At 48.3% G+C, this 26,765-nt stretch carries 45 protein-coding genes and 1 pseudogene; 39 read left to right on the top strand and 7 right to left on the bottom strand.

The window, feature by feature from the left end:
• The 3 genes and pseudogenes from tuf to bfr form a co-directional block, all read left to right on the top strand.
• Positions 1-227: pseudogene (gene tuf / locus ACO0U8_RS24050) on the top strand (elongation factor Tu); the annotation flags it as partial.
• A gap of 145 nt (positions 228-372) precedes the next feature.
• Positions 373-567 carry a bacterioferritin-associated ferredoxin gene (gene bfd / locus ACO0U8_RS24045; RefSeq protein ID WP_056778102.1) on the top strand — a complete coding sequence of 65 codons (195 nt, stop codon included), beginning with the start codon at positions 373-375 and terminating at the stop codon, positions 565-567.
• 85 nt (positions 568-652) lie between these two features.
• Positions 653-1,132, top strand: a complete 480-nt coding sequence (gene bfr / locus ACO0U8_RS24040; RefSeq protein WP_056778014.1) for a bacterioferritin — start codon at positions 653-655, stop codon at positions 1,130-1,132.
• Positions 1,133-1,157: 25 nt separating this feature from the next.
• Here the strand turns inward: bfr and ACO0U8_RS24035 are convergent, their stop codons facing one another.
• On the bottom strand, positions 1,158-1,982 hold the full coding sequence (locus ACO0U8_RS24035; protein ID WP_238485059.1) for a prepilin peptidase: 825 nt from the start codon (positions 1,980-1,982) through the stop codon (positions 1,158-1,160).
• Positions 1,983-2,408: 426 nt separating this feature from the next.
• Here ACO0U8_RS24035 and rpsJ point away from each other — a divergent pair, with 426 nt between their 5' ends.
• The 31 genes from rpsJ to ACO0U8_RS23880 all read left to right on the top strand — a co-directional run bounded on the left by rpsJ (position 2,409) and on the right by ACO0U8_RS23880 (position 17,303).
• Positions 2,409-2,720 (top strand): 30S ribosomal protein S10, encoded by a 312-nt coding sequence (rpsJ, locus tag ACO0U8_RS24030; RefSeq protein WP_009639175.1) that lies wholly within the window; start codon positions 2,409-2,411, stop codon positions 2,718-2,720.
• A gap of 31 nt (positions 2,721-2,751) precedes the next feature.
• A complete protein-coding gene (gene rplC / locus ACO0U8_RS24025) occupies positions 2,752-3,381 on the top strand; it encodes a 50S ribosomal protein L3 (protein WP_056778020.1) in 630 nt (209 codons plus the stop codon).
• A 16-nt stretch (positions 3,382-3,397) separates the two neighbouring features.
• Entirely contained in the window at positions 3,398-4,003 is a 606-nt protein-coding gene (rplD, locus tag ACO0U8_RS24020; protein WP_056778021.1) for a 50S ribosomal protein L4, read from the top strand.
• Entirely contained in the window at positions 4,000-4,302 is a 303-nt protein-coding gene (rplW, locus tag ACO0U8_RS24015) for a 50S ribosomal protein L23 (protein WP_056778023.1), read from the top strand. The genes rplD and rplW overlap by 4 nt, the downstream gene beginning before the upstream one ends.
• Positions 4,303-4,321: 19 nt before the next feature.
• Positions 4,322-5,146 (top strand): 50S ribosomal protein L2, encoded by an 825-nt coding sequence (gene rplB / locus ACO0U8_RS24010; protein WP_056778025.1) that lies wholly within the window; start codon positions 4,322-4,324, stop codon positions 5,144-5,146.
• Between the two features lie 14 nt (positions 5,147-5,160).
• On the top strand, positions 5,161-5,439 hold the full coding sequence (gene rpsS / locus ACO0U8_RS24005) for a 30S ribosomal protein S19 (protein WP_004929772.1): 279 nt from the start codon (positions 5,161-5,163) through the stop codon (positions 5,437-5,439).
• 14 nt (positions 5,440-5,453) lie between these two features.
• Positions 5,454-5,786 carry a 50S ribosomal protein L22 gene (rplV, locus tag ACO0U8_RS24000; protein WP_004391423.1) on the top strand — a complete coding sequence of 111 codons (333 nt, stop codon included), beginning with the start codon at positions 5,454-5,456 and terminating at the stop codon, positions 5,784-5,786.
• A 17-nt stretch (positions 5,787-5,803) separates the two neighbouring features.
• Positions 5,804-6,502 carry a 30S ribosomal protein S3 gene (gene rpsC, locus ACO0U8_RS23995; RefSeq protein ID WP_056778028.1) on the top strand — a complete coding sequence of 233 codons (699 nt, stop codon included), beginning with the start codon at positions 5,804-5,806 and terminating at the stop codon, positions 6,500-6,502.
• Positions 6,503-6,514: 12 nt separating this feature from the next.
• The gene (gene rplP, locus ACO0U8_RS23990) at positions 6,515-6,925 is read left to right on the top strand and encodes a 50S ribosomal protein L16 (RefSeq protein WP_009639183.1); all 411 of its coding nucleotides are present in this window, start codon (positions 6,515-6,517) and stop codon (positions 6,923-6,925) included.
• A complete protein-coding gene (rpmC, locus tag ACO0U8_RS23985) occupies positions 6,925-7,116 on the top strand; it encodes a 50S ribosomal protein L29 (RefSeq protein ID WP_013573692.1) in 192 nt (63 codons plus the stop codon). Before rplP ends, rpmC begins: the two co-directional genes overlap by 1 nt.
• On the top strand, positions 7,116-7,370 hold the full coding sequence (gene rpsQ, locus ACO0U8_RS23980; protein ID WP_056778032.1) for a 30S ribosomal protein S17: 255 nt from the start codon (positions 7,116-7,118) through the stop codon (positions 7,368-7,370). The genes rpmC and rpsQ overlap by 1 nt, the downstream gene beginning before the upstream one ends.
• A 169-nt stretch (positions 7,371-7,539) precedes the next feature.
• Complete coding sequence (gene rplN, locus ACO0U8_RS23975; RefSeq protein WP_008457164.1) at positions 7,540-7,911, top strand: 50S ribosomal protein L14; 372 nt, start codon at positions 7,540-7,542, stop codon at positions 7,909-7,911.
• Positions 7,912-7,922: 11 nt separating this feature from the next.
• A complete protein-coding gene (gene rplX / locus ACO0U8_RS23970) occupies positions 7,923-8,237 on the top strand; it encodes a 50S ribosomal protein L24 (protein WP_056778037.1) in 315 nt (104 codons plus the stop codon).
• Between the two features lie 14 nt (positions 8,238-8,251).
• Positions 8,252-8,791: a 50S ribosomal protein L5 gene (gene rplE / locus ACO0U8_RS23965; RefSeq protein WP_013573695.1), complete on the top strand. Its 540-nt coding sequence runs from the start codon at positions 8,252-8,254 to the stop codon at positions 8,789-8,791.
• Between the two features lie 13 nt (positions 8,792-8,804).
• Entirely contained in the window at positions 8,805-9,110 is a 306-nt protein-coding gene (gene rpsN / locus ACO0U8_RS23960; RefSeq protein ID WP_013573696.1) for a 30S ribosomal protein S14, read from the top strand.
• Between the two features lie 33 nt (positions 9,111-9,143).
• Positions 9,144-9,536, top strand: coding sequence for a 30S ribosomal protein S8 (rpsH, locus tag ACO0U8_RS23955; protein WP_013573697.1), 393 nt, complete (start codon positions 9,144-9,146; stop codon positions 9,534-9,536).
• 13 nt (positions 9,537-9,549) lie between these two features.
• The gene (rplF, locus tag ACO0U8_RS23950) at positions 9,550-10,083 is read left to right on the top strand and encodes a 50S ribosomal protein L6 (protein WP_056778041.1); all 534 of its coding nucleotides are present in this window, start codon (positions 9,550-9,552) and stop codon (positions 10,081-10,083) included.
• Positions 10,084-10,092: 9 nt separating this feature from the next.
• Positions 10,093-10,446, top strand: a complete 354-nt coding sequence (rplR, locus tag ACO0U8_RS23945; RefSeq protein ID WP_034793671.1) for a 50S ribosomal protein L18 — start codon at positions 10,093-10,095, stop codon at positions 10,444-10,446.
• A 14-nt stretch (positions 10,447-10,460) separates the two neighbouring features.
• The gene (gene rpsE / locus ACO0U8_RS23940) at positions 10,461-10,961 is read left to right on the top strand and encodes a 30S ribosomal protein S5 (protein WP_013573700.1); all 501 of its coding nucleotides are present in this window, start codon (positions 10,461-10,463) and stop codon (positions 10,959-10,961) included.
• Positions 10,962-10,967: 6 nt separating this feature from the next.
• Positions 10,968-11,147, top strand: coding sequence for a 50S ribosomal protein L30 (rpmD, locus tag ACO0U8_RS23935; RefSeq protein ID WP_013573701.1), 180 nt, complete (start codon positions 10,968-10,970; stop codon positions 11,145-11,147).
• Between the two features lie 3 nt (positions 11,148-11,150).
• Positions 11,151-11,585 carry a 50S ribosomal protein L15 gene (gene rplO / locus ACO0U8_RS23930; RefSeq protein ID WP_056778046.1) on the top strand — a complete coding sequence of 145 codons (435 nt, stop codon included), beginning with the start codon at positions 11,151-11,153 and terminating at the stop codon, positions 11,583-11,585.
• 7 nt (positions 11,586-11,592) lie between these two features.
• A complete protein-coding gene (gene secY / locus ACO0U8_RS23925) occupies positions 11,593-12,924 on the top strand; it encodes a preprotein translocase subunit SecY (RefSeq protein WP_034793668.1) in 1,332 nt (443 codons plus the stop codon).
• A 33-nt stretch (positions 12,925-12,957) separates the two neighbouring features.
• Complete coding sequence (gene rpmJ, locus ACO0U8_RS23920; protein WP_012768118.1) at positions 12,958-13,074, top strand: 50S ribosomal protein L36; 117 nt, start codon at positions 12,958-12,960, stop codon at positions 13,072-13,074.
• 148 nt (positions 13,075-13,222) lie between these two features.
• Entirely contained in the window at positions 13,223-13,579 is a 357-nt protein-coding gene (rpsM, locus tag ACO0U8_RS23915) for a 30S ribosomal protein S13 (RefSeq protein WP_013573704.1), read from the top strand.
• A gap of 17 nt (positions 13,580-13,596) precedes the next feature.
• Complete coding sequence (gene rpsK / locus ACO0U8_RS23910) at positions 13,597-13,986, top strand: 30S ribosomal protein S11 (RefSeq protein WP_004929731.1); 390 nt, start codon at positions 13,597-13,599, stop codon at positions 13,984-13,986.
• A gap of 30 nt (positions 13,987-14,016) precedes the next feature.
• Positions 14,017-14,637, top strand: coding sequence for a 30S ribosomal protein S4 (rpsD, locus tag ACO0U8_RS23905; protein ID WP_056778049.1), 621 nt, complete (start codon positions 14,017-14,019; stop codon positions 14,635-14,637).
• 25 nt (positions 14,638-14,662) lie between these two features.
• Positions 14,663-15,652, top strand: coding sequence for a DNA-directed RNA polymerase subunit alpha (locus ACO0U8_RS23900; RefSeq protein ID WP_002919219.1), 990 nt, complete (start codon positions 14,663-14,665; stop codon positions 15,650-15,652).
• A gap of 40 nt (positions 15,653-15,692) precedes the next feature.
• Entirely contained in the window at positions 15,693-16,082 is a 390-nt protein-coding gene (rplQ, locus tag ACO0U8_RS23895) for a 50S ribosomal protein L17 (protein WP_013573706.1), read from the top strand.
• Between the two features lie 154 nt (positions 16,083-16,236).
• Complete coding sequence (locus ACO0U8_RS23890; RefSeq protein WP_217202930.1) at positions 16,237-16,605, top strand: DnaJ family domain-containing protein; 369 nt, start codon at positions 16,237-16,239, stop codon at positions 16,603-16,605.
• Positions 16,606-16,607: 2 nt separating this feature from the next.
• Positions 16,608-17,048, top strand: a complete 441-nt coding sequence (zntR, locus tag ACO0U8_RS23885; RefSeq protein ID WP_056778056.1) for a Zn(2+)-responsive transcriptional regulator — start codon at positions 16,608-16,610, stop codon at positions 17,046-17,048.
• A 54-nt stretch (positions 17,049-17,102) separates the two neighbouring features.
• The gene (locus tag ACO0U8_RS23880) at positions 17,103-17,303 is read left to right on the top strand and encodes an alternative ribosome-rescue factor A (protein WP_056778060.1); all 201 of its coding nucleotides are present in this window, start codon (positions 17,103-17,105) and stop codon (positions 17,301-17,303) included.
• A 27-nt stretch (positions 17,304-17,330) separates the two neighbouring features.
• Here ACO0U8_RS23880 and mscL read toward each other — a convergent pair whose 3' ends face one another.
• The 5 genes from mscL to def all read right to left on the bottom strand — a co-directional run bounded on the left by mscL (position 17,331) and on the right by def (position 22,143).
• Positions 17,331-17,747, bottom strand: a complete 417-nt coding sequence (mscL, locus tag ACO0U8_RS23875; protein WP_056778064.1) for a large-conductance mechanosensitive channel protein MscL — start codon at positions 17,745-17,747, stop codon at positions 17,331-17,333.
• A 121-nt stretch (positions 17,748-17,868) separates the two neighbouring features.
• Positions 17,869-19,245: a Trk system potassium transporter TrkA gene (trkA, locus tag ACO0U8_RS23870; protein WP_056778068.1), complete on the bottom strand. Its 1,377-nt coding sequence runs from the start codon at positions 19,243-19,245 to the stop codon at positions 17,869-17,871.
• Positions 19,246-19,304: 59 nt separating this feature from the next.
• A complete protein-coding gene (gene rsmB / locus ACO0U8_RS23865) occupies positions 19,305-20,594 on the bottom strand; it encodes a 16S rRNA (cytosine(967)-C(5))-methyltransferase RsmB (protein WP_183851045.1) in 1,290 nt (429 codons plus the stop codon).
• Between the two features lie 75 nt (positions 20,595-20,669).
• On the bottom strand, positions 20,670-21,629 hold the full coding sequence (gene fmt, locus ACO0U8_RS23860) for a methionyl-tRNA formyltransferase (protein ID WP_183851053.1): 960 nt from the start codon (positions 21,627-21,629) through the stop codon (positions 20,670-20,672).
• A gap of 1 nt (position 21,630) precedes the next feature.
• Positions 21,631-22,143 (bottom strand): peptide deformylase, encoded by a 513-nt coding sequence (gene def / locus ACO0U8_RS23855; protein WP_056778079.1) that lies wholly within the window; start codon positions 22,141-22,143, stop codon positions 21,631-21,633.
• A gap of 128 nt (positions 22,144-22,271) precedes the next feature.
• Here def and dprA point away from each other — a divergent pair, with 128 nt between their 5' ends.
• Genes dprA through aroE form a run of 5 tightly spaced genes read left to right on the top strand, consistent with a single transcriptional unit; the run spans position 22,272 to position 25,863 of the window.
• Positions 22,272-23,441 carry a DNA-protecting protein DprA gene (dprA, locus tag ACO0U8_RS23850; protein WP_421671753.1) on the top strand — a complete coding sequence of 390 codons (1,170 nt, stop codon included), beginning with the start codon at positions 22,272-22,274 and terminating at the stop codon, positions 23,439-23,441.
• Positions 23,413-23,886 carry a DUF494 family protein gene (locus ACO0U8_RS23845; protein ID WP_056778086.1) on the top strand — a complete coding sequence of 158 codons (474 nt, stop codon included), beginning with the start codon at positions 23,413-23,415 and terminating at the stop codon, positions 23,884-23,886. The genes dprA and ACO0U8_RS23845 overlap by 29 nt, the downstream gene beginning before the upstream one ends.
• Before the next feature lie 24 nt (positions 23,887-23,910).
• Positions 23,911-24,471, top strand: coding sequence for a type I DNA topoisomerase (locus ACO0U8_RS23840; RefSeq protein WP_056778091.1), 561 nt, complete (start codon positions 23,911-23,913; stop codon positions 24,469-24,471).
• A complete protein-coding gene (gene tsaC, locus ACO0U8_RS23835; RefSeq protein WP_056778095.1) occupies positions 24,464-25,033 on the top strand; it encodes an L-threonylcarbamoyladenylate synthase type 1 TsaC in 570 nt (189 codons plus the stop codon). Before ACO0U8_RS23840 ends, tsaC begins: the two co-directional genes overlap by 8 nt.
• Positions 25,034-25,044: 11 nt before the next feature.
• A complete protein-coding gene (gene aroE / locus ACO0U8_RS23830) occupies positions 25,045-25,863 on the top strand; it encodes a shikimate dehydrogenase (RefSeq protein ID WP_217202929.1) in 819 nt (272 codons plus the stop codon).
• 49 nt (positions 25,864-25,912) lie between these two features.
• Here the strand turns inward: aroE and ACO0U8_RS23825 are convergent, their stop codons facing one another.
• Complete coding sequence (locus ACO0U8_RS23825) at positions 25,913-26,455, bottom strand: gamma carbonic anhydrase family protein (protein WP_217202928.1); 543 nt, start codon at positions 26,453-26,455, stop codon at positions 25,913-25,915.
• Positions 26,456-26,765 lie beyond the last annotated feature (310 nt).

Genomic DNA, 26,765 nt, shown 5'->3' with positions numbered 1-26,765 from the left:
ATACTCCATTCTTCAAAGGCTACCGTCCACAGTTCTACTTCCGTACAACTGACGTGACCGGTACTATCGAACTGCCAGAAGGCGTTGAGATGGTAATGCCTGGTGACAACGTGAACATGGTTGTTACTCTGATCCACCCAATCGCGATGGATGACGGCCTGCGTTTCGCAATCCGTGAAGGCGGCCGTACTGTAGGCGCTGGTGTTGTTGCTAAAGTTATCGCTTAATCGCTGATAATTAAGAGCAAAAAAGAGGGTGCTTCGGCACCCTTTTTTATTGCCTGAAAATGAGTCAAAAGTATACGCACCACATTTGCAATAATAACCATTCTCATTTAAAGTTAAAGGAAGTTATATGCGAGGTGTGGTTTATATGTACGTGTGTTTGTGTAATTCAGTCAGTGATAAAACAATCAGACAGGCAGTAAGACGTTACCAGCCTCAAACGTTTCAACAGCTCAGGAATTTTGTGCCGGTCGGGACTCAATGTGGCAAATGTGTACGCGCAGCACGTCAGATAATGGAAGATGAGTTGCAGCAAATTCCCGAGTTCAAAAACATCGCGTAAAAATACTTCGTTAAAAAGTGTGCCTTTTTTTTGACTTACCCTGTACCGGATCTACGCTTTAGATACCGGAACGGAGGAGTTACCTATGAAAGGCGATAAAAAAGTCATTGCACACCTCAATAAACTTCTTGGAAATGAACTGGTTGCTATCAATCAGTATTTTTTGCATGCGCGTATGTTCAAAAACTGGGGGCTGATGCGTCTTAATGGTATCGAGTATCATGAATCGATAGACGAAATGAAACATGCTGATATCTACATTGAGCGTATCTTGTTCCTTGAAGGGCTACCAAATTTGCAGGATTTAGGCAAACTCAACATTGGTGAAGATGTTGAAGAGATGCTGAAGTCAGATTTGCTTCTGGAATTAGAAGGTGCGAAAGATCTGCGTGAGGCTATTTCATATGCAGACTCCGTCCATGATTACGTCAGCCGCGATATGATGATCACCATTCTGGCCGATGAGGAGCATCACATCGACTGGCTGGAAACAGAGATCGAGTTGATTGGACGCATCGGACTGCAAAACTATATTCAGTCGCAATTGAAAGAAGAATCACAGTAACGGTCTTGAGTAGAACCCAAGAATATTACATCAGCCAGAGCATTTCACTTTTCTGGCTGGTGTAGATAAGAAAGCCTGCGGCTGAAAGGCTCGGACCAAAAGGTATTTGCTTTTCAGCGCCCCCATTTTTTTTCCAAAATATCGAAAATACTATTCCCGAACATGCGGCCAGAGTACAGACAAGAGGCAGCGCCTCCCACCCTGTCCAGGCTCCGATAGCTGCAAGCAGTTTAAAGTCGCCATATCCAACGCCTTCCTTTCCCGAAAAAAACCTGAACAACCAATAAAGTCCCCATAAAGACATATATCCACATACCGATCCGCATATGGCGGACTCCGGTGATATTCCCACCCCAGACACACTTATCAGTAAGCCGGACCACAATAAAGGTTGAGTCAGTGCATCTGGCAGCCTGAGGGTGTAATAGTCGATCATGCTCAGAATCAGAAGAAACCCCGTGAACCACAAGATTGATAAAAGGGCTAATGAGAAGGGGAGGGTAAAAGAAACCCCAAGCAACAGTATTCCGCAAGCTCCTCCATTAAGTAAAACACGCTTAGATCTCGACTCCTGAAGGAAAATGCAGAGCCCGATGAAAAATGGGCAGTTGGACAATCTTATGGAGCGTCTGGCTCGAAGACCTGATTTTGTTATGGGGCGATGCGGTGCCAGCCTGAATGTATCGGCACTCGGTTGCAAATCGTCGTTCGAGTTATTTGCGAGGTGAAGTCGGTGTGTGGTGATCGTTAAAGCGCTGCCAAAAATTGCGCCGAACATCAAAGATGAGGCATGAATAGCGAAAGAAAGTAAACTGCCAGACTTGATTATATTTTGTAGAAGTTCCGCCATGATTGCCCCCGCTTTCCTAATGCTATGAGATTTACCAGGGCAGATAGTGGATAAACGGTAGCCAGGGGTCTAGAGAATTCATTGTTAACTATGAATGCATTACGACATTGATATGACCGCTGATAACTATTGATGCGGGACATTATTGAGTGTGATGCAGGATGAACAGCGCAAAGAGGGCGCGCAAAATAAACACACATTCTCTGGATTGGCAGTTGCTTAATCTGACGGTTTACGTATAATGCGCGGGCTTACCTAATATTGGTAAGCCTGATTCAATCTGAATCAGCTGGCCACTGAGGCAACTCGCTGGTCAACAATACTCCCGATATGGGGGTTATGTGAAGAACGATTACACTCTCCCATCAATCGAAATGGGTTTGAGGAGTAATCATTTACGTTTAAAATAATTGGAGCTCTGGTCTCATGCAGAACCAAAGAATCCGTATCCGCCTGAAAGCGTTTGATCATCGTTTGATCGATCAATCAACTGCGGAAATCGTTGAGACTGCGAAGCGCACTGGTGCGCAAGTTCGTGGTCCAATCCCGCTGCCGACCCGCAAAGAGCGTTTTACAATTCTGATTTCTCCGCACGTCAATAAAGATGCGCGCGATCAGTATGAAATTCGTACTCACAAGCGTCTGGTTGACATCGTTGAGCCAACCGAGAAAACCGTTGATGCTCTGATGCGTCTGGATCTGGCTGCTGGTGTAGACGTGCAGATCAGCCTGGGTTAATCAGGTCATTGACGATTGAGAGGTTGAAACAATGATTGGTTTAGTCGGTAAGAAAGTGGGCATGACTCGTATCTTCACAGAAGATGGCGTTTCAATCCCAGTAACCGTTATCGAAATTGAAGCAAACCGCGTTACTCAGGTCAAAGACCTGGACAACGATGGTTACCGTGCTGTGCAGGTTACTACTGGTAGCAAAAAAGCTAACCGTGTAACCAAACCAGAAGCGGGTCACTTCGCTAAAGCTGGCGTAGAAGCTGGCCGTGGTTTGTGGGAATTCCGCCTTGCAGAAGGTGAAGAATTTACTGCAGGTCAGAACATTAGCGTTGAAATTTTCGCAGACGTTAAGAAAGTCGATGTTACCGGTACTTCTAAAGGTAAAGGTTTTGCTGGCACAGTTAAGCGCTGGAACTTCCGTACCCAAGATGCTACCCACGGTAACTCCTTGGCACACCGTGGACATGGTTCAATCGGTCAGAACCAGACTCCAGGTAAAGTGTTCAAAGGTAAGAAAATGGCAGGCCAACTGGGTAACGAACGTGTAACCGTTCAGAGCCTGGATGTAGTACGTGTTGATGCTGAGCGCAACCTGCTACTGGTCAAGGGTGCTGTTCCGGGTGCTACCGGTGGCAACCTGATCGTTAAACCTGCTGTTAAGGCTTAACGTCGAGGAGATAGGAATGGAATTAGTAGTGAAAGACGCGCAAAGCGCGCTGACTGTTTCCGAAACTACCTTCGGGCGTGATTTCAATGAAGCGCTTGTACACCAGGTCGTTGTTGCTTATGCAGCAGGTGCCCGTCAAGGTACTCGCGCTCAGAAGACCCGTGCTGAAGTAACTGGTTCCGGTAAAAAACCTTGGCGTCAGAAAGGTACTGGCCGTGCGCGTGCAGGTTCTGTAAAGAGCCCAATCTGGCGTTCCGGTGGTGTAACCTTCGCTGCAAAGCCACAGGACCACAGTCAAAAAGTAAATAAAAAGATGTACCGCGGCGCGCTGAAAAGCATTCTGTCCGAACTGGTACGTCAAGATCGTCTGATCGTTGTCGAATCGTTCTCTGTAGAAGCGCCTAAAACTAAGCTGCTGGCACAGAAACTGAAAGACATGGCTCTGGAAGACGTGCTGATTGTAACTGGCGAAGTCGACGAGAATCTGTTCCTGGCCGCACGTAATCTGTACAAGGTTGACGTTCGCGATGTAGCAGGTATCGATCCAGTAAGCCTGATCGCCTTCGACAAAGTGGTTATGACTGCTGACGCTGTGAAGCAAGTTGAGGAGATGCTGGCATGATTCGTGAAGAACGTCTGCTGAAAGTGCTGCGCGCGCCGCACGTTTCTGAAAAAGCTTCTACCGCGATGGAAAAGAACAACACCATCGTACTCAAAGTTGCCAAAGACGCGACTAAAGCAGAAATCAAAGCTGCGGTTTCGAAACTGTTTGAAGTCGAAGTCGAAGACGTAAACACCTTGCTGGTTAAAGGCAAAGTGAAACGTCAGGGTCAGCGTGTTGGTCGTCGTAGCGACTGGAAAAAAGCTTACGTCACCCTGAAAGAAGGCCAGAATCTGGACTTCATCAGCGGCGCTGAGTAAGTCGGAGGAGTAAGAAACAATGGCAATTGTTAAATGTAAACCTACATCTCCGGGTCGTCGCCACGTTGTTAAAGTGGTTAACCCTGAGCTGCACAAGGGTAAACCTTATGCCCCGCTGCTTGAAAAACTGAGCAAAAGCGGTGGCCGTAACAACAATGGCCGTATCACCACCCGTCATATCGGTGGTGGCCACAAACAGCATTACCGTCTTGTTGACTTTAAACGCAACAAAGATGGCATCGCTGCAGTGGTTGAGCGTCTGGAGTACGATCCGAACCGTTCCGCGAATATCGCGCTGGTTCTGTACAAAGACGGTGAACGCCGTTATATCCTGGCGCCGAAAGGCCTGAAAGTGGGTGACCAGATCCAATCTGGCGTTGATGCTGCAATCAAGACAGGTAACGCCCTGCCTATGCGCAACATCCCAGTAGGTTCAACGGTTCACAACGTAGAAATGAAACCAGGTAAAGGCGGCCAGATGGCTCGCTCAGCTGGTGCCTACGTTCAGATCGTTGCTCGTGACGGTTCCTACGTAACTCTGCGTCTGCGCTCTGGCGAAATGCGTAAAGTTCAGATTGATTGCCGCGCCACCTTAGGTGAAGTCGGTAACTCTGAACATATGCTTCGCGTTCTGGGTAAAGCAGGTGCAAGTCGTTGGCGTGGTATTCGTCCTACCGTTCGCGGTACTGCGATGAACCCAGTCGATCACCCACACGGTGGTGGTGAAGGTCGTAACTTTGGTAAGCACCCGGTAACTCCGTGGGGCGTTCAAACCAAAGGTAAGAAGACCCGTAGCAACAAGCGTACTGATAAATTCATTGTACGTCGCCGTAGTAAAAAATAATTAGAGGATAAGCCATGCCACGTTCTCTCAAGAAAGGTCCTTTTATTGACCTGCACTTGCTGAAGAAGGTAGAGAAAGCGGTGGAAAGCGGTGACAAGAAGCCTTTGCGCACTTGGTCCCGTCGTTCAACGATCTTTCCTAACATGATCGGTTTGACCATCGCTGTCCATAATGGTCGTCAGCACGTACCAGTGTTCGTTTCCGATGAAATGGTCGGTCACAAACTGGGTGAATTCGCGCCGACTCGTACTTATCGCGGCCATGCGGCTGATAAAAAAGCTAAAAAGCGCTAAGGTAGGAGGAAGAGATGGAAACTATAGCTAAACATCGCCACGCTCGTTCTTCTGCTCAGAAGGTCCGCCTTGTTGCTGACCTGATCCGCGGTAAGAAAGTGTCGCAAGCTCTGGAAACTTTGGCCTACACCAACAAGAAAGCTGCTGGTCTGGTTAAGAAGGTGCTGGAGTCTGCCATTGCTAACGCAGAACACAACGATGGCGCTGACATCGATGATCTGAAAGTCACGAAGATTTTCGTAGACGAAGGCCCAAGCATGAAGCGCATTATGCCGCGTGCTAAAGGTCGTGCAGATCGCATCCTGAAGCGCACCAGCCACATTACTGTGGTTGTGTCCGATCGCTGAGACTCTGGAGACTAGCAATGGGTCAGAAAGTACATCCTAATGGTATTCGCCTAGGTATTGTCAAACCTTGGAATTCTACTTGGTATGCAAATACCAAAGATTTCGCTGACAACCTGGACAGCGACTTTAAAGTTCGCCAGTTCCTGACTAAGGAATTGTCGAAAGCTTCCGTTTCTCGCATCGTTATCGAGCGTCCAGCGAAGAGCATCCGTGTGACTATTCACACCGCTCGTCCTGGCATCGTAATCGGCAAGAAAGGTGAAGATGTCGAAAAACTGCGTAAGGTCGTAGCGGATATCGCTGGCGTTCCTGCGCAGATTAACATCGCCGAAATCCGTAAACCGGAACTGGACGCAAAATTGGTTGCTGACAGCATCACTTCACAGCTGGAACGTCGTGTTATGTTCCGTCGTGCTATGAAGCGTGCTGTACAGAACGCAATGCGTCTTGGCGCTAAAGGTATCAAAGTTGAAGTAAGCGGCCGCCTTGGCGGTGCTGAAATCGCGCGTACCGAATGGTACCGTGAAGGTCGTGTTCCGTTGCATACTCTGCGTGCGGATATCGATTACAACACATCTGAAGCGCACACCACTTACGGTGTAATCGGCGTTAAGGTATGGATCTTCAAAGGTGAGATCCTGGGTGGTATGGCTGCAGTTGAACAACCGGAACCGGCTGCTCAACCTAAAAAGCAGCAGCGTAAAGGCCGCAAGTAAGGAGAGTCGCTGATGTTACAACCAAAGCGTACAAAATTCCGTAAGGTGCACAAGGGCCGCAACCGTGGTCTTGCGCAAGGTACGGATGTGAGCTTCGGCACTTACGGTCTGAAAGCTGTTGGCCGTGGTCGTCTGACTGCTCGTCAAATTGAAGCAGCACGTCGTGCGATGACCCGTGCAGTTAAGCGTCAAGGTAAGATCTGGATCCGAGTATTCCCGGACAAACCGATCACCGAGAAACCGCTCGAAGTTCGTATGGGTAAAGGTAAAGGCAACGTAGAGTATTGGGTTGCTTTGATTCAGCCTGGTAAAGTCCTGTATGAAATGGACGGTGTGCCTGAAGAGCTGGCTCGTGAAGCCTTCCAGCTGGCAGCAGCCAAACTGCCTATCAAAACCACCTTTGTAACTAAGACGGTGATGTAATGAAAGCACAAGAGCTGCGCGAAAAAAGCGTGGAAGAGCTGAACACTGAGTTGCTGAACCTTTTGCGTGAGCAGTTTAACCTGCGCATGCAAACGGCAAGCGGTCAGTTGCAGCAAACACACCTGTTGAAACAAGTGCGTCGTGATGTTGCACGTGTGAAAACTTTACTGACTGAAAAGGCGGGTGCGTAATGACTGATAAGATCCGTACTCTGCAGGGTCGTGTAATCAGTGACAAAATGGAGAAATCCATGGTTGTTGCGATTGAGCGTGTGGTGAAACACCCGATTTACGGTAAATTCATCAAACGTACGACCAAATTGCACGTACATGACGAGAACAATGAATGTGGTATCGGCGACGTTGTAGAAATCAGCGAATGCCGTCCACTGTCTAAGACTAAGTCTTGGACCTTGGTTCGCGTTGTAGAGAAAGCGATTCTGTAATACAGTAGCGCTTCTCAAAAACAAATAAACGGCTCATGTACGTGGGCCGTTTATTTTTTCTACCCATAATCGGGAACCGGTGTTATAATGCCGCGCCCTCATATTGTGGGGATTTCTTAATGACCTATCCTGGGTCCTAAGTTGTAGTTGACATTAGCGGAGCACTAACATGATCCAAGAACAGACTATGCTGACCGTGGCCGACAACTCCGGTGCACGTCGCGTAATGTGTATCAAGGTTCTAGGTGGCTCGCACCGTCGCTACGCAGGCGTCGGCGACATCATCAAAATTACCATCAAGGAAGCAATTCCTCGCGGTAAGGTGAAGAAAGGCGATGTGCTGAAGGCGGTAGTGGTGCGCACCAAGAAGGGTGTTCGTCGCCCGGACGGTTCTGTCATTCGCTTCGATGGTAATGCTTGCGTTATTTTAAACAATAACAGCGAACAGCCAATCGGCACGCGTATTTTTGGGCCGGTAACTCGTGAACTGCGTAATGAGAAGTTCATGAAAATTATCTCTCTGGCACCAGAAGTACTCTAAGGAGCGAAACCATGGCAGCGAAAATCCGTCGTGATGACGAAGTTATCCTGCTTACCGGTAAAGATAAAGGTAAGCGCGGTAAAGTTAAAAATGTCCTGACTTCTGGTAAGGTCATTGTTGAAGGTATCAACCTGGTTAAGAAACATCAGAAGCCTGTACCGGCCCTGAACCAACCAGGCGGCATCGTTGAAAAAGAAGCTGCAATTCCGGTTTCTAACGTTGCACTCTTCAACACGGCAACTGGCAAGGCGGACCGTGTAGGCTTTAGATTCGAAGACGGCAAAAAAGTACGTTTCTTCAAGTCTAACAGCGTAACTATCAAGTAATTTGGAGTAGTACGATGGCGAAACTGCATGATTACTACAAAGACGATGTCGTAAAAAAACTCATGGCTGAGTTTGGTTACAATTCTGTCATGCAAGTCCCTCGGGTCGAGAAGATCACCCTGAACATGGGTGTTGGTGAAGCGATCGCTGACAAGAAACTGCTGGATAACGCAGCAGCTGACCTGGCAGCAATCTCCGGTCAAAAACCGTTGATCACCAAAGCACGCAAATCAGTTGCAGGCTTCAAAATCCGTCAGGGCTATCCGATCGGCTGTAAAGTAACCCTCCGCGGCGAACGCATGTGGGAGTTCTTTGAGCGTCTGGTCTCCATTGCTGTTCCACGTATTCGTGACTTCCGCGGCTTGTCTGCTAAGTCTTTCGATGGTCGTGGTAACTACAGCATGGGCGTGCGTGAACAGATCATCTTCCCGGAAATCGATTATGATAAAGTCGATCGCGTTCGTGGTTTAGATATTACTATCACCACTACTGCGAAATCCGATGATGAAGGCCGTGCATTGCTGACAGCCTTTAACTTCCCGTTCCGCAAGTAAGGCAGGGTTACTAATGGCTAAGCAATCCATGAAAGCACGCGAAGTCGTTCGCGTAAAACTGGCTGATAAATACCGCGCTAAACGCGAGGAATTGAAAGCTATTATCTCTGGTGTGAACTCATCCGACGAAGATCGTTGGGATGCAGTTCTTAAGCTGCAGTCTCTGCCGCGTGATTCCAGCCCGTCTCGTCAGCGTAACCGCTGCCGTCAAACTGGTCGTCCGCATGCTTTCCTGCGGAAGTTCGGGTTGAGCCGTATTAAGGTCCGTGAAGCCGCTATGCGCGGTGAAATTCCGGGTCTTAAAAAGGCTAGCTGGTAATTGTCACCAATTGAATCACGGGAGTAAAGACAGATGAGCATGCAAGATCCGATCGCGGATATGCTGACCCGTATCCGTAACGGTCAAGCCGCGAACAAAGTTGCGGTCACCATGCCTTCCTCCAAGCTGAAAGTGGCTATTGCCAACGTGCTGAAGGAAGAAGGCTACATTGAAGAATTTAAAATCGAAGGCGACGCCAAACCTGAACTGGAATTAGTACTGAAGTACTTCCAGGGCAAGGCAGTGGTAGAAAGCATTCAACGTATCAGCCGCCCTGGTCTGCGCATCTACAAGAAAAAAGATGAGCTGCCAAAGGTTATGGCCGGTATGGGTATCGCTGTTATTTCTACCTCTAAAGGTGTTATGACTGATCGTGCAGCTCGCCAGGCTGGTCTTGGTGGCGAGATTATCTGCTACGTAGCTTAATCGGGAGGAAAGCATGTCTCGTGTTGCAAAAGCACCCGTCGTCATTCCTGCCGGCGTAGAGGTAAAACTCAACGGTCAGGTTATTTCGATTAAGGGTAAAAACGGCGAGCTGTCACGTACTATCCATGACGCCGTTGTAGTTAAACAGGAAGAAAATACACTGACCTTCGGTCCGAACGAAGGTTTTGTAGACGGCTGGGCCCAAGCGGGTACCACTCGTGCACTGTTGAACTCTATGGTTATAGGTGTTACCGACGGCTTCACTAAAAAGCTTCAATTGGTAGGTGTTGGTTATCGTGCTGCTGTTAAAGGCAATGTGGTGAATTTGGCCTTAGGCTTCTCTCACCCAGTCGAGCACCAACTGCCGGAAGGCGTTACTGCAGAATGTCCTACCCAGACTGAAATCGTGCTGAAAGGCGCTGATAAACAAGTCATTGGTCAGGTTGCTGCGGATTTACGTGCCTACCGTCGTCCTGAGCCTTATAAAGGCAAGGGTGTCCGTTACGCCGACGAAGTCGTGCGTACCAAAGAGGCTAAGAAGAAGTAAGGTAACACTATGGATAAGAAATCTGCTCGTATCCGTCGTGCGACCCGCGCACGCCGCAAGCTCAAGGAATTGGGTGCGACTCGCCTGGTGGTACATCGTACCCCGCGTCATATTTACGCACAGGTTATCGCACCAAACGGTTCTGAAGTATTAGTTGCTGCATCTACTGTAGAAAAAACTATTACTGAGCAACTGAAGTATACCGGCAACAAAGATGCTGCCACTGCTGTAGGTAAAGCTATCGCAGAACGCGCATTGGAAAAAGGGATCACGAAAGTATCCTTTGACCGTTCCGGTTTCCAATATCATGGTCGAGTCCAGGCACTGGCAGATGCTGCCCGTGAAGCTGGCCTTCAGTTCTAAGGAAGAGGTTTAAGATGGCTCACATCGAAAAACAAGCTGGCGAACTGCAGGAAAAGCTGATCGCGGTAAACCGCGTATCTAAAACCGTAAAAGGTGGCCGTATCTTCAGCTTTACCGCACTGACAGTAGTTGGTGATGGTAACGGTCGCGTTGGTTTTGGCTACGGCAAAGCACGCGAAGTTCCGGCAGCGATCCAGAAAGCGATGGAAAAAGCCCGTCGCAACATGATGAATGTCGCGCTGAATAGCGGCACCCTGCAGCATCCTGTTAAAGGTGCTCATACGGGTTCCCGTGTGTTCATGCAGCCGGCTTCCGAAGGTACCGGTATTATTGCCGGTGGTGCAATGCGCGCCGTCCTGGAAGTTGCAGGGGTTCATAACGTATTAGCTAAAGCTTATGGTTCTACAAACCCAATTAACGTGGTTCGTGCAACTATTGATGCTCTGGCAAATATGAAATCCCCACAAATGGTCGCTGCCAAGCGTGGTAAATCCGTTGAAGAAATTCTGGGGTAATTAACCATGGCAAAGACTATTAAAGTTACACAAACTCGCAGTTCCATTGGCCGTCTGCCGAAGCATAAAGCTACTCTGCTTGGTCTGGGTCTGCGTCGTATTGGTCACACCGTTGAGCGCGAGGATACTCCTGCTGTACGCGGTATGATCAACCTGGTTTCCTACATGGTTAAGGTTGAGGAGTAAGAGATGCGTTTAAATACTCTGTCTCCGGCTGATGGTGCCAAACAAGCGCCTAAGCGTGTAGGTCGTGGTATTGGTTCTGGCCTGGGTAAAACCGCTGGTCGTGGTCACAAAGGTCAGAACTCACGTTCTGGCGGTGGCGTACGTCGTGGTTTTGAAGGTGGTCAGATGCCTTTATATCGTCGTTTGCCGAAATTCGGCTTCACCTCCCGCAAAGCTATGATCACGGCAGAAGTTCGTCTGTCTGAACTGGCTCTGGTGGAAGGCGACGTGATCGACCTGAACGCGCTGAAAGCCGCTAACGTAGTTGGTATCCAGATTGAATTCGCGAAAGTAATCCTTTCAGGCGAAGTCGGTCGTGCGGTAACTCTGCGTGGTTTGCGTGTCACCAAAGGCGCTCGTGTTGCTATCGAAGCTGCTGGCGGTAAAATTGAGGAATAAGTAGCAGATGGCTAAGCAACCGGGGTTAGATTTCCAAAGTGCCAAGGGTGGACTAGGCGAACTGAAGCGCAGACTTTTGTTTGTTATCGGTGCGTTGATTGTTTTCCGTATCGGCTCTTTTATTCCGATCCCTGGTATTGATGCCACTGTACTTGCCAAATTGCTCGAACAGCAAAGAGGCACCATCATTGAAATGTTTAACATGTTCTCTGGTGGTGCTCTTAGCCGTGCTTCTATCTTTGCTCTGGGAATCATGCCGTACATTTCGGCATCGATTATTATCCAGCTCTTAACGGTGGTTCATCCGGCGTTAGCAGAAATTAAGAAAGAAGGGGAGGCTGGCCGTCGTAAGATTAGTCAGTATACCCGCTACGGTACGCTGGTATTGGCAGTGTTTCAGTCGATCGGTATTGCTACCGGTCTTCCGAATATGCCTGGTATGCAGGGCTTGGTGTTAAATCCAGGCTTTGCGTTCTACTTTACTGCAGTAGTGAGCTTAGTTACCGGGACAATGTTCCTGATGTGGCTGGGTGAACAGATTACTGAACGAGGTATCGGTAACGGTATTTCAATCATTATCTTTGCAGGTATCGTAGCGGGTCTCCCGCCAGCAGTTGCCCATACTATCGAACAAGCTCGGCAAGGCGACCTGCACTTCCTCCTGTTGCTGTTGGTTGCAGTTTTAGTGTTTGCAGTGACTTTCTTTGTGGTGTTTGTTGAACGTGGCCAACGTCGTATTGTCGTTAACTACGCTAAACGCCAACAAGGTCGTCGTGTTTATGCAGCACAGAGCACGCACTTACCGTTGAAAGTGAATATGGCTGGGGTTATCCCTGCAATCTTCGCTTCCAGCATAATTCTGTTCCCAGCCACGATTGCATCATGGTTTGGGGGCGGGACTGGTTGGAACTGGCTGACTACGATTTCGCTGTATTTGCAGCCTGGACAACCGCTTTATGTGTTACTCTATGCGACTGCAATCATCTTCTTCTGTTTCTTTTATACTGCGCTGGTGTTCAACCCGCGTGAGACAGCAGATAACCTGAAGAAGTCCGGTGCATTTGTACCAGGAATTCGTCCGGGAGAGCAAACGGCGAAGTACATCGATAAAGTAATGACTCGCTTAACCTTAATTGGTGCGATGTATATTACTTTTATCTGCCTTATCCCGGAGTTCATGCGTGACGCGATGAAAGTTCCATTCTACTTTGGTGGTACTTCTCTACTCATCGTAGTCGTTGTCATTATGGACTTTATGGCTCAAGTGCAAACTCTGATGATGTCAAGTCAGTACGAGTCTGCATTGAAGAAAGCAAACCTGAAAGGCTACAACCGCTAATCTGGTGCGTTTGAGAAGTTACGGAGAGTAAAAATGAAAGTTCGTGCTTCCGTCAAGAAATTATGTCGTAACTGCAAAATTGTTAAGCGTAACGGTATCGTTCGCGTAATCTGCAGCGCAGAACCGAAGCATAAACAGCGTCAAGGCTGATTATCTCGCATATTTTTCTTGCAAAGTTGGGTTGAGCTGGCTAGATTAGCCAGCCAATCTTTTGTATGTAAGCAGCAATACTATTTGAGTATCCTGAAAACGGGCTTTTCAGAATGGTATTGCCGTATATAAATAGTAGGAGTGCATAGTGGCCCGTATAGCAGGCATTAACATTCCTGATCAGAAACATACCGTGATCGCATTAACTTCGATCTACGGCATCGGTAAAACCCGCTCACAGTCTATCTGTGCTGCATCCGGTATTGCTGAAAATGTTAAGATCAGTGAGCTGTCTGAAGAGCAAATCGAAAAACTGCGTGACGAAGTTGCCAAGTTCATTGTTGAAGGTGATCTGCGTCGTGAAGTCACCCTGAGCATCAAGCGTCTTATGGACCTTGGAACTTATCGTGGTTTGCGTCATCGTCGTGGTCTTCCAGTACGCGGTCAGCGTACCAAGACTAACGCACGTACCCGTAAGGGTCCGCGTAAACCGATCAAGAAATAATCGGGGTGATTGAATAAATGGCAAAGGCACCTGTTCGTACACGTAAACGTGTAAGAAAACAAGTCTCTGACGGCGTGGCTCATATCCATGCTTCTTTCAACAACACCATTGTTACCATTACCGATCGTCAGGGTAATGCTTTGGGTTGGGCAACAGCTGGTGGTTCCGGTTTCCGTGGTTCTCGTAAATCCACTCCGTTCGCAGCTCAGGTTGCAGCAGAGCGCTGCGCTGACGCAGTGAAAGAATACGGTATCAAGAATCTGGAAGTTATGGTTAAAGGACCTGGTCCTGGTCGTGAGTCTACTATCCGCGCGTTAAACGCGGCTGGTTTCCGCATCACTAATATTACTGATGTGACTCCTATCCCTCATAACGGTTGTCGTCCGCCGAAAAAGCGTCGCGTATAACGCTGCTTTTAGGTTTGTTGGAGAGAGAAAATGGCAAGATATTTGGGTCCTAAGCTCAAGCTTAGCCGTCGTGAGGGCACAGATTTATTCCTTAAATCTGGCGTTCGCGCGATCGATACCAAGTGTAAAATTGAACAAGCTCCTGGTCAGCATGGTGCGCGTAAACCGCGTCTGTCTGATTACGGTGTACAGTTACGTGAAAAGCAAAAAGTTCGCCGTATCTTCGGTGTTCTTGAGCGTCAGTTCCGTAACTATTATAAAGAAGCAGCACGCCTGAAAGGCAACACCGGTGAAAACCTGTTGCAACTCCTGGAAGGTCGTTTGGACAACGTTGTTTATCGTATGGGCTTCGGCGCTACTCGTGCGGAATCGCGCCAGTTAGTTAGCCACAAAGCTATCATGGTAAACGGTCGCGTTGTTAACATCGCTTCTTATCAGGTATCTCCGAATGACGTTGTCAGCATCCGAGAGAAAGCTAAAAAGCAATCTCGTGTGAAGGCCGCTTTGGAGTTGGCTGAACAGCGTGAAAAGCCGACTTGGCTTGAAGTTGATGCTGCTAAGATGGAAGGTGTGTTCAAGCGTATGCCTGAACGTACTGATCTGTCTTCCGACATTAACGAACACCTGATCGTCGAGCTTTACTCTAAGTAAAGCTTAGTACCAAAGAGAGGACACAATGCAGGGTTCTGTGACAGAGTTTCTAAAACCGCGCCTGGTAGATATCGAGCAAGTCAGTTCGACGCACGCCAAGGTGACCCTTGAGCCTTTAGAACGTGGCTTTGGCCATACTTTAGGCAACGCACTGCGCCGTATTCTGCTTTCATCCATGCCGGGTTGCGCGGTGACCGAGGTTGAGATTGATGGTGTACTGCATGAGTACAGCACCAAAGAAGGCGTACAGGAAGATATCCTGGAGATCCTGCTCAACCTGAAAGGGCTGGCGGTGAGAGTTCAAGGGAAAGATGAAGTTATTCTTACCCTGAATAAGTCTGGCATTGGCCCTGTGACTGCAGCCGACATTACCCATGATGGTGATGTCGAAATCGTCAAGCCGCAACATGTCATCTGCCATCTGACCGATGAGAACGCAGCTATTAGCATGCGCATCAAAGTTCAACGTGGTCGTGGATATGTACCGGCGTCTGCCCGAATTCATTCGGAAGAAGATGAGCGCCCAATTGGTCGTCTGTTAGTAGATGCATGCTACAGCCCTGTAGAGCGAATTGCCTACAATGTTGAAGCAGCGCGTGTAGAACAGCGTACTGATTTGGACAAGCTGGTTATCGAAATGGAAACCAACGGTACGATCGATCCTGAAGAGGCGATCCGTCGTGCGGCAACCATTCTTGCTGAACAACTTGAAGCTTTCGTTGATTTACGTGATGTACGTCAACCGGAAGTCAAAGAAGAGAAGCCGGAATTCGATCCAATCCTGCTGCGCCCTGTTGACGATCTGGAATTGACTGTCCGCTCTGCTAACTGCCTTAAAGCAGAAGCAATCCACTACATCGGTGATCTGGTACAGCGTACCGAGGTTGAGTTACTTAAAACACCTAACCTGGGTAAAAAATCTCTTACTGAGATCAAAGACGTACTTGCGTCCCGTGGTTTGTCACTAGGCATGCGCCTGGAAAACTGGCCACCAGCAAGTATTGCTGACGAGTAACCGGATCACAGGTTAAGGTTTTACTGAGAAGGATAAGGTCATGCGCCATCGTAAGAGTGGTCGTCAACTGAACCGTAACAGCAGCCACCGACAGGCTATGTTCCGTAACATGGCCGGCTCTTTGGTTCGTCATGAGATCATCAAGACGACCCTGCCGAAAGCGAAAGAGCTGCGTCGCGTTGTTGAGCCGCTGATTACTCTTGCCAAGACCGACAACGTTGCAAATCGTCGTCTGGCATTCGCCCGTACTCGTGATAACGAGATCGTGGCAAAACTGTTTAATGAACTGGGCCCGCGTTTCGCGAGCCGTGCCGGTGGTTACACTCGTATTCTTAAGTGTGGTTTCCGTGCAGGCGACAATGCGCCGATGGCATACATCGAGCTCGTTGATCGTGCAGAGTCAAAAGCAGAAGTAGCAACTGCTGAATAATCTGTAGATGCATGAAAAAACCGGGCTTGCCCGGTTTTTTTACATCTAAAATTTATCCCTTCCATAATTTCTTTCTCTGCGCCATTCTGAATTACCCTTGTTTTCGCGCTACTCTGTACTAATGAATCACATTTAATGTTGGCGAGGCTCTGCCATGTTTTTGGTTGATCAATGGGTGGAAAAATACATCAAAGAAGCGAGTGCTAGAGGCGAGTTCGAAAACTTATCTGGTAAAGGCAAGCCATTGGTTTTAGATGATGACAGTGCGGTGCCTGCAGAACTCCGGGTTGCTTATCGTATTCTCAAGAATGCGGGGTATTTACCTCCTGAGTTGCAAGATCGTAAGGAAGCTCTCGAGTTAGAACATATGCTTAGATGCTTGGCGCCGAATGATCCAGAGTTGTGCGTCATTGAGAAGCGCCTTCAACTGCTCAAGTTAAGATTGCAACGGTCGGGCATGAATACAGATTTTATTGATGGGTGTTATAACGACGCCATTAGAGGGAAATTTAAAGGTGAGTAAACATGTTTAAAATTGGCGAATTAGCCCGGCTCGCAAATGTTTCGAATGATACTGTTCGCTACTATGAAAAGCAGGGAATGATGAGTTCAGCACAACGTGACAGCTCGGGGTATCGTCAATATGATGACAATGATCTGCAAAGACTGCGCTTCATTCGGTACGCCAAATCAACAGGCTTCACTCTTGAAGCGATCAGAGAATTACTGTCGATTCGAATTGACCCCGCTCATCATACCTGCCAGGAATCAAAGTCGATTGTTGAGGAGCGGCTTGCAGAAGTTGAGCTCAAATTGAAGGAGCTTGAGCGCATGAAAGAATCGCTTCAGAGGTTGAGCAAGGCGTGCTGCGGTTCATCACACTCAAGCATCAGCTGTTCTATCCTCGAAGCTTTAGAGGACGGGGCTGGAAAAGTGACATTGAAATCCCTTTCACATGAAGAATGAACGCAGTATGATGCGGCGGTATTTTAGGCAGTTAATGATTAAACTGAGGAATTTATGAGTAACTACAAGCACCAAAAAGGCATTATTCAGGAAAATGCGTTACAAGCACTTTTGCATGATCCGCTCTTTAAGCAGCGAATAGAAAAGAATCTGAAGGGAAAAGGCAGTTACCGTCGCAAAGAAAAAAATGGAAAAGGGCGCTATCTGGAGGGCAGTGTTGAGTGTTTTACGAATATTCAACACTGCCCTTCATAAGTAAGCCGAATGAGGGTTCTGAGTCCCTTAGAATTTCGGTGTCTGTTGCTCTTTTAACAAGTCACGTATTTCTGCTAACAGTGTTTCTTCTGCGGTCGGTTTAGGCGGTGCAGCGGGTACATCTTCTTGTTTCCGACGCATCTTATTCATCAGTGTAATCGCACAAAAAATGGCTAATGCAACAATAATGAAATCAAAGATGTTCTGGATAAAGACACCGTAATGCATCACAACGGCAGGTACTGTGCCCTGCGCTTCCCGGAGTACCAGAGTAAACTGTTTGAAATCAACGCCACCGATAAGTAATCCCAGTGGCGGCATAATAATGTCAGCAACCAGTGATGATACTATTTTCCCAAATGCGGCACCGATGATGACACCTACCGCCAGGTCAACCACGTTGCCTCGCATGGCAAACTCACGAAACTCTTTCATAAAACTCATAAAATTCTCCTTGGCAAATTCAACAATTGTGTCAAACAAAGTAAAGACCATTTGTCGCGTCTTCGCTACAAAACTTATCTTCAGAAATCTATTTTAAACAAAACCTGTCGAGCTGTGTGCGTTATAAGAAGAACGGACTTGGCTGGAACAAACGCTCAACGTCTCTGACAAACTTCTTGTCGGTGATGAACATGACGACATGATCACCTTGTTGTATCCTGCTGTTTCCGTTAGCAATGATGACTTCATTACCGCGAACAATAGCCCCGATTGTTGTGCCAGGCGGAAGCTTAATTTGTTCGACAGTACGGCCAACTACCTTTGACGTAGTTTCATCGCCATGCGCAATCGCTTCGATCGCTTCAGCTACTCCCCGGCGCAATGATGAAACGCTCACAATATCTGCTTTTCTCACGTGACCCAGCAGAGCTGATATGGTGGCTTGTTGAGGTGAAATAGCGATATCAATGACGCTTCCTTGAACCAGGTCGACATAGGCGCTGCGTTGAATAAGCACCATGGCTTTCTTGGCGCCCATACGTTTGGCAAGCATGGCGGACATAATATTGGCTTCATCGTCATTGGTGATCGCGATGAATACATCTACTTGTTCGATGTGTTCTTCTGCCAGCAATTCCTGATCGGAGGCATCACCGTAAAACACGATAGTGTCTTGCAGAAGTTCCGCAAGTTCAGCGGCACGTTGCTGATCCCGTTCGATGAGTTTTACGCTGTAATTTTTCTCAAGCTTTTGTGCCAGCCCAGCTCCAACGTTACCACCACCTACAATCATGATTCGTTTGTAAGGCTTTTCAAGCCGCTGAAGTTCACTCATAACCGCACGTATGTGCTGAGAGGCAGCGACAAAGAACACTTCATCGCCTGCTTCTATAATTGTAGAACCCTGGGGACGTATCGGACGTTCGTGGCGGAATATCGCAGCAACGCGGGTTTCAATATGTGGCATGTGCTCACGCATTGATGAAAGGGCATTTCCCACCAGCGGACCACCGTAATAGGCTTTTACCGCAGCAATGCTGACTTTACCTTCGGCAAAGTTTACGACCTGAAGTGCGCCTGGATACTCAATCAGTTTGTAGATGTAGTCCGTGACTAACTGCTCAGGAGAAATCAAATGATCAATGGGCACCGCTTCAGGATTGAAGAGCTTTTCCGATTCACGGATATATTCAGTCGAGCGTATTCGGGCAATGCGATTGGGTGTGTTGAATAATGAATACGCTATCTGACAGGCCACCATATTAGTTTCATCAGAGTTTGTGACTGCCACTAACATATCGGCATCTTCGGCGCCGGCTTCGCGTAAAACGCGCGGGTGAGAGCCATGACCTTGCACGACGCGCAGATCGAACTTGTCCTGGAGCTGACGTAAACGAACGGTATTAGTATCAACAACGGTAATATCGTTGTTTTCGCCTACCAGGTTTTCGGCGAGCGTTCCGCCAACTTGCCCGGCACCGAGAATGATTATTTTCATATGACTCTCTGCTTTGCCTAAAAAGTATCAGCCTGAGTAGATAGCGCTAATGCAGACGTTTAACGTTTAATCAGTTTAGCGTAATAGAAGCCATCGCCGTCTTCAGCATGAGGCAGATTTTGTCGGCCTGGTTTTTCAGCTGAACCGGTTTCAACCAACATTGCATCGGGATGCGTTTGTAAAAAAGCAGAAATTTGTTCGCTGTTTTCATCTGGCAGAATTGAGCAAGTGGCATAAACCATCACACCCTGACTTTTCAGTCGCGGCCAGACGGCTTCCAGAATTTCTTTTTGCAGTTTTGCAAGTTCCGCAATATCACTATCACGGCGCAGCCATTTGATGTCCGGATGTCTGCGAATAACACCGGTAGCGGAACATGGAGCATCGAGAAGAATTTTATCGAAGACACGGTCGCCAGCCCAGTCTTGTGGCTCGCGGCCGTCACCTTGTTTGACTTCAGCACTCATTTTAAGGCGCTGGAGATTCTCATGGACCCGTTTTAGTCGCTGCTCGTCCACATCGATGGCTAACACATGCGCTTTAGGCGCTGCTTCCAAAATATGTGTGGTTTTTCCGCCCGGGGCGCAGCATAAATCGAGGATCATTTCTCCATCCTGCGGATCCAGCAGATCAACGCTACCCTGTGCCGATGCATCCTGAACTGTCACCCATCCTTCTGCGAATCCTGGCAGCAGGTTCACCTGGCAAGGTGTGACCAGACGAAGTGCATCGCGATACTCGTCATGCGCAATCGCCTCAATCTGAGCTTCGCTCAACAGGTGCAGATACTCATCCCGGGTATGATGCAGACGATTGACGCGTAACCACATCGGTGGTCTTTGGTTATTAGCATCAACGATATTTTCCCATTCTGCGGGATAGGCTTTCTTCAGACGATTTAACAGCCAGCTTGGGTGCAAATGACGGCTGTCATTATTAGCCATTTTCGGAAGTAACTCTTCCTGCTGTCGCTGGAACTGACGCAGAACACCGTTGATCAAACCTTTTAATTGTGGACGTTTTAGTGCTACAGCACCGTCAACTGTTTCTGCCAGCACGGCGTGTGCAGGGATACGGGTATGGATCAGCTGGTATAAGCCAACCATCAGTAAATAATGCAGAGTCCGTTGTTTACCCGTTAATGGTTTTGCCATGAGTTGCTGCAAACACCATTCCAGCTGAGGTAAAACCCTCAGCGTACCGAAACACAATTCCTGCAGTAATCCGCGATCTTTATCTGAGATGTTTTTCTGCAAACCGGGAAGAACGGTGGAAAGCGACAGACCTTTGTCTAATACCTGGCTAATAGCTTGCGCTGCAATACTACGGAGATTATAGGCTGTTTTCATAGTCAAAGAAGCTGAACAATATCAGCATTATCATGGGGATAAGGCCCGGCATTAAGCCGGGCGTAGTCGTAATGGTCAGGCTAAACGAGTGCCTGCGATAAACCATTCACGACGAGAGTTCAGCAAGTCCTGCGCGGACATGGCTTTTTTACCCGAAGGCTGGAGTTGGGTGATATTCAGGATACCGCTGGCGGTCGCAATCTGTATCCCTTTTTTATCTGCGGCGATAATGGTGCCCGGTAGCGCACCAGTTTCATCGGGCAAAGTGTCTGCCAGCCATACTTTCACCGGTTGGTCATCAATCATGAAATAACTGACAGGCCACGGGTTAAAGGCTCGGATGCAACGTTCAAGTTGCTCAGCAGAAAGCATCCAGTCTAAGCGAGCTTCTTCTTTACTGAGTTTTTCTGCGTAAGTGACATGCGCTTCATCCTGAACTTCCCGAAGAGCAGTGCCCTTTGCCAGCTGGTGTAGCGTTTCAAGCAACCCAGATGGGCCGAGTAATGCCAGTTTGTTATAAAGTGATGCGCTTGTATCTTCAGGCAAGATATCGCACTCGACCTTATGCAGCATGTCGCCGGTGTCCAGTCCCACATCCATCTGCATAATAGTGATGCCCGTTTTAGTATCTCCGGCCCACAGCGAACGTTGGATTGGTGCCGCACCGCGCCAGCGTGGAAGCAGAGAACCATGCACATTGATGCATCCCAGTCTCGGCATTTCCAGTACGGCTTTAGGCAAAATCAGCCCATAGGCAACAACAACCATGATGTCCGCTTCTAACGCGGAAACCAGCGTTTGATTTTCTTCGGGCCGCAAAGATTTAGGCTGGAAAACCGGAATGTTGTTGGCCTCTGCCAGCATTTTTACCGGGCTTGCAGTCAGCTTATTGCCACGGCCAGAGGGGCGATCAGGTTGGGTGAATACACCCACAACCTGATGTTCAGATGTCAAAAGCGCGTCAAGATGACGCGCTGCAAAATCGGGTGTACCGGCAAATATAATCCGCAAAGCAGTATCCTGTGTTACACGAATATTAGTCAGGCCGGGCGTTCAGCTTGGCCATCTTTTCCATTTTCTGACGGATGCGCTGACGTTTCAGTGGAGATAAGTAATCCACAAACAATTTACCGACCAGATGATCCATTTCATGTTGAATGCAGATCGCCAGCAAGTCGTCAGCTTCAAGTTCGAAGCTTTTGCCTTCACGGTCCAGAGCACGAATTTTCACTTTCTCAGCGCGTGGAACAAGGGCACGTTGATCTGGAATCGACAGGCAGCCTTCTTCAATGCCCGTTTCGCCGCTTTTTTCCAGCAACTCAGGGTTGATGAGCACCAGGCGCTCGTCACGATTTTCAGAAACATCAATGACAATAATACGCTGATGGATGTCGACCTGAGTCGCAGCCAGACCAATGCCTTCCTCTGCATACATGGTTTCGAACATATCATCCACGATTTGCTGGATTTTGGCGTCAACTACTTTGACCGGTTTTGCAGTAATGCGAAGCCGCTCGTCTGGGAAATGTAATATCTGTAATACGGACATATTTTTCTGGATCTTTATTCAATTGATTGAAGATATATAGTTTCTATTCTAGACATTTCTCGCTCCGATTGACAGCATCCTCTGCCAATTGAATCACTCGCTAAAAGGCATTGAAACGGAGCGCAGTAATGACACTACAGGAAGTATGGATACGTTTGTCTGCGGTGAAACGGCTCAGCGCTCATCGTGCTGAAGGGATTATCCAGGCTCTGTTTAGTCGGGGGGATTACACGAGGTCCGGGCTTTCTGGTTGCGGACTTTCACCTGAGCAGAGTGATGATTTCCTTCAAATCAACCGGCAATGGCTTTTAGCATCCCTGAAGTGGCTGGAAGGTGATAACCGCCATCTGGTTACCTTTGACAGTGAGTTTTATCCGCCTCTATTGGCACAGATATCGTCACCTCCGTTAATTCTTTTTGTCGAAGGACAAGCTGGACTGTTGTCATCCCCGCAGATTGCAATGGTTGGAAGTCGCCACTTCACCCATTATGGTGATCACTATGCGCAGGTTTTTGCCGGTGGATTAGTTTGCAGCGGGTTTACCGTCACGAGCGGACTTGCTCTGGGGATAGATGGCATCAGCCATAAAGCCGCTCTGGATTCAGACGGAAACACTGTCGCCGTGCTGGGTAGCGGATTAATGAACCGCTACCCAGCACGTCATTCCAAATTAGCCGACCGCATTCTGGCGCAAGGAGGCGCACTGGTGTCTGAGCATTTAGTCTCCATGCCTCCTATTGCCGCACACTTTCCTCGCAGAAATCGAATTATCAGTGGCCTGAGCGTGGGCGTTTTGGTGGTTGAGGCGACGCTGCGCAGTGGCTCGTTAATCACTGCCCGATTTGCGCTGGAGCAGGGCAGGGAAATATTTGCTTTACCGGGACCGCTGGGCAGTCTGACTTCAGAAGGAACGCACTGGCTTATCCGCCAGGGTGCTTATCTGGTCACCGAACCCAAGGATATCGCCGAGCATATGGGCAGCGGGTTGACATGGTTTCCGGTGCCTGTGGACTCATCATTGCGGCAAATTCCACAGGATGAGGAAATATGTGCCTCAGAGGCGATTTTTTATGCACAAGATGACGAAGTTGAATTGCCATTTGCTGATGTGTTGGCTAACGTAGAATATGAGGTGACATCTGTTGACGTCGTCGCCGAACGTGCCGGCCAACCTGTGCCAGAAGTGGTAGGTAAACTACTCGAGCTGGAGTTAGCAGGATGGATCGCAGCTGTATCCGGCGGCTATGTCCGAATTAAGAGGGCAGGCCATGTTCGACGTACTAATGTACTTATTTGAAACTTACATTCACAACGAAGCGGAGATGAATGTTGACGAGGATAGGTTAACGGATGACTTGACCGAAGCTGGTTTCCACCGGGCCGATATTCACAATGCGTTGAATTGGCTTGAAAAACTTGCGGATATGCAAGAGGGTGGAACCCCATCTTACATGCTGGATTCTGATCCTTCAGCATTACGAATCTACACCGATGAGGAAACAAACCGGTTAGATTGCATGTGTCGTGGTTTTTTATTGTTCCTCGAACAGATCAAAGTGTTGAATTTCGATACCAGGGAGATGGTTATCGATCGTGTTATGGCTCTGGACACTGAAGAGTTCGATCTTGAAGATCTTAAGTGGGTCGTGCTGATGGTTCTCTTTAATATTCCCGGATATGAAAGTGCGTATCAGCAAATGGAAGAGCTGTTATTTGAAGTTAATGAAGGTTATCTGCACTAACAGATAACAGGTAAAACATAGCGTATGACTAAAGCAGCACTTTTTGCTGAGAAGCAAAATGAATCCTGTCCGGAATGCGGGGCCGGTTTGGTGATCCGTAGTGGTCGCCACGGCCCCTTTCTCAGCTGTTCTTCTTATCCACAATGTCAGTATATTCGACCGCTCAAAGCGCAGGCTGACGGTCATATCGTCAAAGTACTGGATGGGCAGCACTGCCCAAAATGTGAATCGACACTGGTATTGCGTCAGGGCCGTTATGGAATGTTTATTGGATGTAGCCAATATCCCGAATGTGATCATATTGAAGTGATCGACAAACCTGAAGAAACCAGTCTGAGTTGTCCACAGTGCGGCAGCGGGCATCTGTTACAGCGCAAATCACGGTTCGGCAAAGTCTTTCATGCCTGTGATCGCTATCCTGATTGTCAGTTTGCTATTAATAATAAGCCTGTCGCGGGCGAGTGTGCGCATTGCCACTACTCCTTGTTAATGGAAAAGAAAACAGCGCACGGTATTAAATTATTTTGTGCCAGTAAATTATGCGGAAAAGCCGTACAAACGAAAGATAACCCAACAGATGAATAAAGAAGCTGAAAACTCATTTAGCGTAGTGCTTGAAGCACTGCGTCAACAACAAGTGATCGCGTACCCCACAGAGGCCGTCTTTGGTTTGGGATGCGACCCTGACAGTGAACGGGCAGTCGAAGCACTGCTGGCGCTAAAAAAACGTCCTAAAGACAAAGGGCTGATTTTAATTGCTGATAATTATCAGCAACTCCTCCCTTATATAGATGACTCTTTTTTAACTGAGCAACAACGTCAGACAATATGGTCCTCCTGGCCCGGCCCCGTCACCTGGGTAATGCCTGCTAAAGTCTCCACTCCTGACTGGCTTACCGGGCGTTTTTCCTCGCTCGCGGTTCGTGTTACGGATCATCCTCAGGTTAAAGAACTCTGCCAGAAATTTGGAAAGCCTCTGGTATCAACCAGCGCCAACCTCAATGGTGAGCCACCTTGTCGTTTCGCAGCAGAAGTTAGTCAGCAATTTGGGAATGAGTTTCCGGTTCTGGCGGGTAATGTCGGCGGAAGAGAAAATCCATCAGAAATCCGGGATGCCCTCACCGGGGATCTCATTCGCCAGGGCTAAGGATCGAGTTCATGCCATCTTTTGCAGTGTTTGGGAATCCGATTAGTCACAGCAAGTCACCAAGAATTCATGCACTTTTCGCCGCCCAGACGGGTATTGATCATACTTATGGAACGGTGTTGGCCCCGCACGAAGAGTTTGAGGAAACACTACGATCCTTTTTTCACGGTGGGGCCCAAGGGGCGAATATCACAGTCCCTTTTAAAGAGCGCGCATTTGCTGAGTGTGATGAACTGACCGATCGTGCGGCATTGTCTGGCGCGGTGAACACTCTGAAGAAACTTGAGGACGGGCGTCTGCTCGGGGATAACACCGATGGCATCGGTATGCTGAGCGATCTTGAACGGCTCAACCTCATCCGTAAAGGCGACCGGGTTCTGCTGATCGGCGCCGGCGGCGCGGCGCGGGGCGTCATTCTTCCGCTGCTGTCTTATGGTTGTTCTCTTGTCGTGACTAACCGGACGTTCGAGCGGGCACAGCATTTAAGCCATATTTTTGAAAGCAGAGGCGATATTCAGGCAATGCCATTGGAACAGCTGATGAACGAATCATTTGATTTGATCATCAATGCCACTGCCTCTGGTATTAAAGGTGAGATCCCAGCGATCCCCCAAGAAGTGATCACCTCGCAGACTCGCTTATACGATATGTACTATCAGGCCGGACTCACACCTTTTATCGAATGGGCGCAAAAGAAGGGAGTGACGCATTATGCAGATGGTTTGGGCATGCTGGTCGGGCAGGCAGCACATGCATTTCATCTTTGGCATGGTGTTATGCCTGAGATTGAACCCGTGCTGGCGCAATTGAAGCAGGATTTGCTGAGTTAATTTTGAAGCATGCCTGAAGAAAGATGCTTCAGGCATGAGAACCGTTTAATCATTTCTGGTCGGTAAGATACAGATCTTTCCAGGTAACATAGTTATTGGAAGAGTAAGTCAGTCCTGCAAGTTCTTCAGACGTCAGCTCCCGGATCTGCTTCACCGGACTTCCCAGATAAAGATATCCACTTTCAAGTCGCTTCCCTGGGGGGACCAGACTTCCTGCACCGATCATCACGTCATCTTCAATGATCGCCCCATCCAGCAGTATTGATCCCATTCCAACCAGTACCCGATTGCCGATGGTACAACCATGCAACATAGCTTTATGACCGACAGTGACATCCTCACCAATGATCAGCGGATGACCTTCCGGATTGTGACGAGACTGATGCGTGACATGCAATACGCTCCCATCTTGCACATTGGTTCTGCAACCGATGACAACGTGATTAACGTCACCACGAATCACAACCAATGGCCAGATACTGACATCGTCCGCGAGAGCAACATCACCAATGATGACGCTGGAGGGGTCAACCATGACGTTTTCCCCCAAGGTGGGCAATGATCCCTGATATGCACGTAATGCCTGAGACATGTTTAATTACCTCATAATTGGGTTTTAATCTTGGCAATATAGTTCGGGTATGAAGAAATACCAATTATGAGGTGCCTGGATCGGTTGTAAAACCCGCGGATCGAGTGAGATCTCCTCGATGGGGTTGAAAAACACGCAGTCGATCCTTTTTATCGAAATAAATGCTTGTGCAAAAAATACGGATCCCTATAATGCCGCTCCATCGACAGGGAACAACGTGAACAACATCACGAAGTAACCGGGTCGGAAAGATTAAAAACAGTGATGACCGGATGAAATAAACGGTTGACACTGAATGAGGAAAGCGTAA

This window comes from Rahnella sp. EDr1-12 (assembly GCF_049206505.1).
Taxonomy (GTDB): domain Bacteria; phylum Pseudomonadota; class Gammaproteobacteria; order Enterobacterales; family Enterobacteriaceae; genus Rahnella; species Rahnella rivi.
This window is presented reverse-complemented; position numbering and strand designations above follow the sequence as displayed.